Genomic DNA, 6,769 nt, shown 5'->3' on the forward strand with positions numbered 1-6,769 from the left:
GGAGCATTTGCTCGTCTGCTACCGCCGTTGCGATTATTCCTTGTAGGGGTGTTATTTTCTAAGTAAGTCTTCCTTCTTATGGTTTTATTTCTTTCAGGAGTATTTTTTGCCTAGTACTATATTATAAACAATATTGATCTTAATATATTTTTATCGCTTGTGGGGATATTATTTGCCAAAGCAGTTCTTTTATCATAGATAGAGCAACCTCTTAGCCTATCCCTTTTAAGGATATTTTATGTGTAGCCTTGCTTTTGATATTTTGGGCTTTGCTCTAATAGAATGCTTGAGTATCTAAAGGATATTGAAGATATTTAGGTATGAAGTATTAAGGGTGGCAACCCATCATTTTTTAATCACTCCCCCATATTTTAAAAGCCTTTGGCTATCTTAATACTATATAAGAAAATAGCATAGCTTCCTTTATACTTTTAAAGAAGCCTCTAAACCCTTAGACTTTTTATCTGTAAATGAAAGTAAAAGAAGAGATTAATAAATTTGAGCTAAGAAGCTTTTAAGATCTTTCTAATATAATCCCCTTGTTCATAAGGACGAATAAGGATTTAAGCTTTTATCTATTTTTATTTGTTCTTTGCCTTAAAGAACAAACATCTTACAGATAGGCGCTTAAGGCATTTGGTGAAAATGTGTTAATCAACCTCCTTAAGATTTTAAACCTTGAGCTGCTACAAGGCTTAAGCTAAATTTCTTGAGGTTTGAAACTTCTTAACTCATTTTTGCCTATTATTTAAAGTTTCCTTAAGAGACGACAAATATTTTTATATAGTTTTTTAAAAGACTATATGCGGATATTCTGTAATCGAGTGTTCGGGGGAATTCTGAGGGTTGTACAAATTCAACGCAGGACACCACTTTTATTACTAATTAAATCGCAAATTCTATGATTGATCGGTTATATCTAAAAAACCAAAAATAAGTAAGGATATAAAATGAAATTTTTTCTCATCATAATTAGTATATTTCTTTGTATTTATATTGTTCTTTCGGTGCTAAGTTTTTCGCCTTGTGATATTAACGATATGTTGAGGCGGAACTACAATCGTATGGAGCAAAAATGCAGATTAAAATTGATACGACGAGCTAATAATGGCAACAGCGGGGCATATAGGCGACTTTTCTATTTTTATGAATTTTATTTTTTAGATAGATATTGTATAGATCAAAAGGCGCAGCAAGAATTAGACAAAGAGGAGCTAAATTTTATTAAAAAATTTCATTCTGTAAATTTAGATCTATGCACAAATAACGATTTTATAGTTGGTTTATTAAAAAAGTGCGTTTTGAAAGAGGGAAATTTCACATTATGTACCAAGCGGATCGGAAAGGAAAAAGAGATTAACATGGATAAAGTCATGCATCTATATGACGTAGATAGGAAGCCAAAAGAATAAGAGATTTCATGAAAAATAAAATTTACTTTATTGCTGCCGCTATAATATTATTTGTGTGGATATTTTATCTATATAAAGAGCAAAGCGCCTCTTGCGATATAAAAGATCTTTTTATGGGCGATTCCGAAATAACAAAAGAGTGCAGGATTGTCATAATAAGGCAATTTGAAAAGAACGGTAACCCGCGCGCATATAAAAGACTGAGTTTGGTTTATGGAAAAATTTTAAGCGAAAAACCTATAGAAGAGGTTTTAGATGAGTTAGATCAAGAAGAGATAGAATTTTTGAAAAAATTGTATCCTGATTCAGAAATTCTATCTAAAGAGTTGCCAAGCAGAAAATAATCAATTTTTATAAATGTAAATTTGTCATAAAGATGGCTAAATGTTTAATAAAGAATGAAAAAAGGACGGTAATTAATGGACTTAAAGCTTTTATACCAGAATTCAACGAATTCTGATAAATTTAGCATCTATTCGTTTGTTGGAAAATTTATATATCAAAAAACTTGGTCGGATTGCGACTATTGGGAGTTAGATAAAGCTTTAATGCAAATTTTGAGCTTTTATCATAATAAAACGCTTCCAAAAGAAATTTTCATCGCAATACTAGCGATATTTAATGATGTTATCGGCGTGGAGGATAAATCAGAAATTTATGTAAGCAATATGCTGTGTGCGAAAAACAGCGATGGCGTGGTGCCTAGCATATATGATAGATTTGAAAGATTAAATGTTATGTGCAATAGCATCGTATTCAAAGAAGAATTTAGCAATAGCGGTTTTTGGTATGCTCCAAAGGATTGATGCAATGAATCTTGTAAATTTTTATAGAAATACCGCATTTGATGATAGATATGATGCAAATTCGTTCATAGGTATGATTTTGGATAATAATCTATGGTGCGATGATGAATATTGGAAATTAGAAACCGATTTAAAAAAGATTTTGCGGCATTATAAAAACAAAGAGTTGGACCCAGAAATAATGCAAGGCATTATTTCTATCTCTAATGATATATTTCTAAACGGAAGTTGGCGCGACGTAGATATAGACGCAAAAAGCGAATGTTTCAAGCTGGACGAATATCAAGAAGATACAAAGCCGAATATTTTCGATAGATTTCGTCGCATAAAAAGCTTATTATTGGCGGTTGCGTCAGGGGATGAGAATTTTTATAAAATCAAATTTTTCTATGAAAATTAATATAAATGATCTTTGCTTCGCAAATAAGGTGCATAATTTAGCAAAAGCAAAAATTATGGTGGATAGAGACGAAAGGGCATAAAATGACATATATAAAAACATATCCCGATATGGTAGAGATGAGCGATTTTTTTGGTTTTTATCCGGATGAAATAGATAGCGATATTGGCAAATATATGTTCGAAATAGAGGGGTTAATATTTACACATTGCATAGTCGAGGGATGGGTAGAAATACTATAAAAGCAGGCAGGGAGACAGCTGTGGAATTTACCGCCGAATGCATTGAGTCCTTAAAAATCAGAAGAAATAAAGATAGCGAATTTATATAGATAGGACAAAATTTTGCTATAAATAGAATGGTGCAGATAGAGTTGTATATAAGACCGAAAATTTTATTAAAATATGCGAGTTTAGAATGCTAGATGAAACCCACATCCCAATAAAAGGAAACCCAAATGCAAATTAACGGAAAACATATATTTCGCAAGGGCGTACTTCTGTACAAACTATGCGTAATGGCTTCTTTAGAATATCAAGATAAATATCTTGTGCACGCTACAGATGAAGATTGTGAAAATCCTAAGGAGATGGTATATTTTTTATGTGATTCCTGCACTAATGCCCTATTGGAGGAATTTGAATTTTGCTTCTTGCCATACGAAAGGGACGCGCTAAGAGAGCTTAAGTCCCTTATTCTTAAAAACTTTAAGGACGATAGATCATTATACGTAGATGATTATGAATATTTAGTCTATCACAATAAATCTTGGATAGAGGTCAGAGAGCTAGCTCTAAAAACAATCCAAATTTTTGGTTATGAGCTTGATGACTTTAACTATGACTTTGATTAGACTTGGTTCGAAATGCGGTTTTAAATGAATAAAAAGACGTTTTTAACTATTTTATCGGTAATAATCGAAGATGGCGATTATATCTCTTTATGGGAAATCGTTTGGGAATTAAATTCTATTAACATTGCCAATTCGCTTAAAGTAGCGAAAAAAATTTTATTGTCCTTATACGAGCAAGGTTATATAAGATTGTTTAGTTCAAATTGGGGTTATGATACAGAAACAAAAGAGATATGTGATAAATCTGAAATTTTAAATATTTTAAGGGATGATAAAAATTATGAGCCGGTCGGCGTAAATAGCAAATATTTTTGTGTAACAGAAACAGAGCGGGGAAGAGCCTGTTATGCAAAACAAGACCAAAATTCTAAAAATAGTTTGAACGGTATAAAATGAGAATAAAAGCGCTCAATCTAAATTTAAGCCCATACGTCTATTTCTTTAGCGAAGCGGAAGATTTTCGGTTTAAGATTTTTGAAAATTTTCAAGCCGCAAGCGGGAAAATACCACTGGATTTTTATGAGCTTGAGGCGTTTAGCCTGATGAAAAGCACCGAAGTCTATGAGACCGACTCTATCGCTAGCACATTAACTCATAATTTTAGCTTATGCGATGATAATGTAAGAGATATTTTAATAATGCTATTTGGGCAATTTTATCTAAATAATTTCATCGATACCGATATAAAACATAAAACTAGCGCCAATATAAATTTAAATATGAAAAAATTTGAAGAATGGAAGATTTTAAGAGAAAATTTCTTTTATAATTTAGATAAATTTATAGCTCGCTCATACGAGTATCTAAGAAATTATACTCACGCAGACAGCGCCTTTTGGGAGGAGCCGAATCGGTGGTGCCATTACAATATGTATATGTTTATCACGGAATGCGGTAAAAAATATTATGATGAAATTTTGATTCCTAGCCTCCGCAACAAATACGAACACATAGAGGTTGATACCGACGAAGAAGGAAATATAACTAAGTGGTACGGGATATAAAAGTAATAAAATTTAGGAGAATAAAATGTCAATAAAAGAAAGGTTATTGAGAGAATTATGCTGCCTCGCCTCATTGGAATGTCAAGAAAGATATATGCTTAACCCCACAAAGGATAAGTATTTGTTGTGCATAGATTTAATAGAAGATTGTGAGAGTGCTTGTAAAATAGCCCTAGCAGAATCAAACAAAATTTATTTCAGTATAGAGGAACGTAAAGCGATAGCCAAAATGCTAGATAAATTTACGGAGTGTGATTCAAAATTTTGGGAAGAAGAGGAAAAGGCTTCTATGATAGACTATGAAGATTTTATATACCACAATAGCACCTTTTGCGGACTACGCGAGCTAGCTTTAAAAACAATCCAAATTTTCGGATATAAATTAGATAACTTTAACTACGACTAAAAGCCTTATAAGGATAAAAAAAATATGTATAAGCAAATAAAAGAGCTGCTAGAAAAGAGCGGCATAGAATTAAGCGATGGTTTGAAAGAGAGCGAAATAGACAAAATAGAGCAAATTTATGAGTTTAAATTTCCGAAAAGTCTAAGAGATTTTTTGTCATATACATTGCCCATTTCGGTAGAATTTTATAATTGGAGAGACTTTAGCGATGAAAATATAAAGGAGATAAAGCGGGCTATGAACTACGTCTTTGAGTACTTAAAAAACGATCCTATTGATGAAATTTTCCCAAACGAGGGCTATTGGAATACGCAAAAATGGGGCGCGATGCCCGAAGACAAATCTCGCAAGCGAGCCATTATACTAGAAGCAGCCAAAATCGCGCCTAAAATTATACCTATATATTCTCATAGGTATATGCCGTGTCTTAAATTGCCGGATCCACCGGTTTTATCTATACACTATACCGACGTCATCTATTATGGGGAAAATTTATATGACTACTTTTTGAGGGAATTTAGCAAAAATCCTCTTAAGCCAGTCGGAAAATGCCCGTATGTGCCTTTTTGGTCTGATTTATACTAAAATTTAATAAAGGCGAGTTTGCGTTAATCTACGCTTATTTGATTTTTAGAATTTAAAGAAAATATGCGTTAGCATAGTTAGGGTGGGGAAAAATGATAGAAGCAGTGATTGACTTTGATGAGTTACAAAAAGACAGAAGATATATTGATGAGAGGCATGATTATTGTCCCAAAGTAATAGAGCATAAGTTATACTCATATTTATCCGAAAAGCTGTCTTTACCGCTACGTATCGGTCCTGATGCATTCGCGGACTTCTTTTGGTTTCTGCGATTTAAGGAATGGAAAAACTATAGCGAGGAAGAGTGGGAGCAATATGAAGATAAAGACGAGTGGGAAAGCTATAGCGAATACATCGAAGAAAAAGAAGAAAACTCGAGATATGGGTTAAAAAATAAGCAAGGCGTTCGAGACGATTTAAAATTGATTTTCTTAAATTTTAATGCATTTAAGAAAAAATACAGCGATTTGGCTAAACAGCTGCTAGACGAGATAAAATTTACGCTCTCGGAGACTGCCAAATACCCAGATCACGATGACTTGCTTGATATTCAAATAGAAATTAGAAGCTAGAAGATTATGAAGCGGCTACGAGAAATAAATTTGAGGAAAGAAGCGAATGAGATACAGCAATCCGATATTTTTAAATTTATTCAGTAATTACAAAGATGAATTTGCCGGAGTCGGTCGGCGCGACTTTATAATTTATTTGGAAGAACTGATTAAGGCTGGAGAATATGGTATAGCGCTGGAAGATTTTTTGCTTCAAATGTATGAATATGATATAAAAATTTCTTCTAACGACTTAACAATTATAAAAAATTTATGCGAAGGCGTGAATATAGGTAGTGATTTATGGTCGGTTCTAAGCATTAGAGCGGCGGGCGATTAAAAATATACCGAAAGAGGGTCAATGATAGAGGAATATATAAAAATAATAGAGGATTTTTTGCAAAACAGAATCGACGTATTTGAATTTGAAAAGATATATTGGGATAAATTTATGAATGATAAAAATTTTCCCGATGAATATTATGAGCCGCTTAATAGACTTCTTACTGACATCGATGAATTCGAATCAGACGAAGAGTTGAGGGGTGATGATACGGTAGGCGATTCATTAAGTGAAGAGGATCTAAGGGGGTGCGCGAAAAAGGCTTTAAAACAAATTGCGCTTTTAAAATAGTAGTTTTATAAAATGATAATTTTTGCGAGAATTTTAAAAATATATTACGATATAATGCGGGCAAAACCCACATCCCAATAAAAGGAAACCCAAATGCAAATTAACGGAAAAGAGATAT

Annotated in this window: 12 protein-coding genes; all 12 read left to right on the top strand. The window is 32.8% G+C overall.

From position 1 onward, the window contains the following. The first annotated feature begins 1,088 nt into the window (after window positions 1-1,088). The gene (locus Q0135_RS04130; RefSeq protein WP_297988499.1) at window positions 1,089-1,412 is read left to right on the top strand and encodes a hypothetical protein; all 324 of its coding nucleotides are present in this window, start codon (window positions 1,089-1,091) and stop codon (window positions 1,410-1,412) included. Window positions 1,413-1,420: 8 nt separating this feature from the next. Beyond that, a complete protein-coding gene (locus Q0135_RS04135) occupies window positions 1,421-1,756 on the top strand; it encodes a hypothetical protein (RefSeq protein ID WP_297988502.1) in 336 nt (111 codons plus the stop codon). A 75-nt stretch (window positions 1,757-1,831) separates the two neighbouring features. Next, window positions 1,832-2,218 carry an Imm41 family immunity protein gene (locus Q0135_RS04140; RefSeq protein WP_297988505.1) on the top strand — a complete coding sequence of 129 codons (387 nt, stop codon included), beginning with the start codon at window positions 1,832-1,834 and terminating at the stop codon, window positions 2,216-2,218. A 4-nt stretch (window positions 2,219-2,222) separates the two neighbouring features. Next, entirely contained in the window at window positions 2,223-2,618 is a 396-nt protein-coding gene (locus tag Q0135_RS04145; RefSeq protein WP_297988507.1) for an Imm41 family immunity protein, read from the top strand. Window positions 2,619-3,207: 589 nt separating this feature from the next. Further along, window positions 3,208-3,471, top strand: a complete 264-nt coding sequence (locus Q0135_RS04150; protein WP_297988509.1) for a hypothetical protein — start codon at window positions 3,208-3,210, stop codon at window positions 3,469-3,471. A 24-nt stretch (window positions 3,472-3,495) separates the two neighbouring features. Further along, window positions 3,496-3,867 carry a hypothetical protein gene (locus Q0135_RS04155; protein WP_297988511.1) on the top strand — a complete coding sequence of 124 codons (372 nt, stop codon included), beginning with the start codon at window positions 3,496-3,498 and terminating at the stop codon, window positions 3,865-3,867. Continuing rightward, the gene (locus tag Q0135_RS04160; RefSeq protein ID WP_297988513.1) at window positions 3,864-4,475 is read left to right on the top strand and encodes a hypothetical protein; all 612 of its coding nucleotides are present in this window, start codon (window positions 3,864-3,866) and stop codon (window positions 4,473-4,475) included. Before Q0135_RS04155 ends, Q0135_RS04160 begins: the two co-directional genes overlap by 4 nt. A 25-nt stretch (window positions 4,476-4,500) precedes the next feature. After that, window positions 4,501-4,881, top strand: coding sequence for a hypothetical protein (locus tag Q0135_RS04165; RefSeq protein ID WP_297988515.1), 381 nt, complete (start codon window positions 4,501-4,503; stop codon window positions 4,879-4,881). Between the two features lie 24 nt (window positions 4,882-4,905). Next, on the top strand, window positions 4,906-5,466 hold the full coding sequence (locus Q0135_RS04170) for a hypothetical protein (protein ID WP_297988517.1): 561 nt from the start codon (window positions 4,906-4,908) through the stop codon (window positions 5,464-5,466). 92 nt (window positions 5,467-5,558) lie between these two features. Next, window positions 5,559-6,038: a hypothetical protein gene (locus tag Q0135_RS04175; protein ID WP_297988519.1), complete on the top strand. Its 480-nt coding sequence runs from the start codon at window positions 5,559-5,561 to the stop codon at window positions 6,036-6,038. 46 nt (window positions 6,039-6,084) lie between these two features. Then, a complete protein-coding gene (locus Q0135_RS04180; protein ID WP_297988521.1) occupies window positions 6,085-6,357 on the top strand; it encodes a hypothetical protein in 273 nt (90 codons plus the stop codon). 21 nt (window positions 6,358-6,378) lie between these two features. Further along, a complete protein-coding gene (locus Q0135_RS04185; RefSeq protein WP_297988523.1) occupies window positions 6,379-6,651 on the top strand; it encodes a colicin immunity domain-containing protein in 273 nt (90 codons plus the stop codon). Window positions 6,652-6,769 lie beyond the last annotated feature (118 nt).

This window comes from uncultured Campylobacter sp. (assembly GCF_937981295.1).
Taxonomy (GTDB): Bacteria; Campylobacterota; Campylobacteria; order Campylobacterales; family Campylobacteraceae; genus Campylobacter_B.

Excerpts from the sequence above, each read along its gene's own strand:
- Q0135_RS04135 (WP_297988502.1), top strand. The coding sequence starts at position 1,421 with ATGAAAAATAAAATTTACTTTATTGCTGCCGCTATAATATTATTTGTG.
- Q0135_RS04140 (WP_297988505.1), top strand. The coding sequence starts at position 1,832 with ATGGACTTAAAGCTTTTATACCAGAATTCAACGAATTCTGATAAATTT.
- Q0135_RS04145 (WP_297988507.1), top strand. The coding sequence starts at position 2,223 with ATGAATCTTGTAAATTTTTATAGAAATACCGCATTTGATGATAGATAT.
- Q0135_RS04150 (WP_297988509.1), top strand. The coding sequence starts at position 3,208 with ATGGTATATTTTTTATGTGATTCCTGCACTAATGCCCTATTGGAGGAA.
- Q0135_RS04155 (WP_297988511.1), top strand. The coding sequence starts at position 3,496 with ATGAATAAAAAGACGTTTTTAACTATTTTATCGGTAATAATCGAAGAT.
- Q0135_RS04160 (WP_297988513.1), top strand. The coding sequence starts at position 3,864 with ATGAGAATAAAAGCGCTCAATCTAAATTTAAGCCCATACGTCTATTTC.
- Q0135_RS04165 (WP_297988515.1), top strand. The coding sequence starts at position 4,501 with ATGTCAATAAAAGAAAGGTTATTGAGAGAATTATGCTGCCTCGCCTCA.
- Q0135_RS04170 (WP_297988517.1), top strand. The coding sequence starts at position 4,906 with ATGTATAAGCAAATAAAAGAGCTGCTAGAAAAGAGCGGCATAGAATTA.
- Q0135_RS04175 (WP_297988519.1), top strand. The coding sequence starts at position 5,559 with ATGATAGAAGCAGTGATTGACTTTGATGAGTTACAAAAAGACAGAAGA.
- Q0135_RS04180 (WP_297988521.1), top strand. The coding sequence starts at position 6,085 with ATGAGATACAGCAATCCGATATTTTTAAATTTATTCAGTAATTACAAA.
- Q0135_RS04185 (WP_297988523.1), top strand. The coding sequence starts at position 6,379 with ATGATAGAGGAATATATAAAAATAATAGAGGATTTTTTGCAAAACAGA.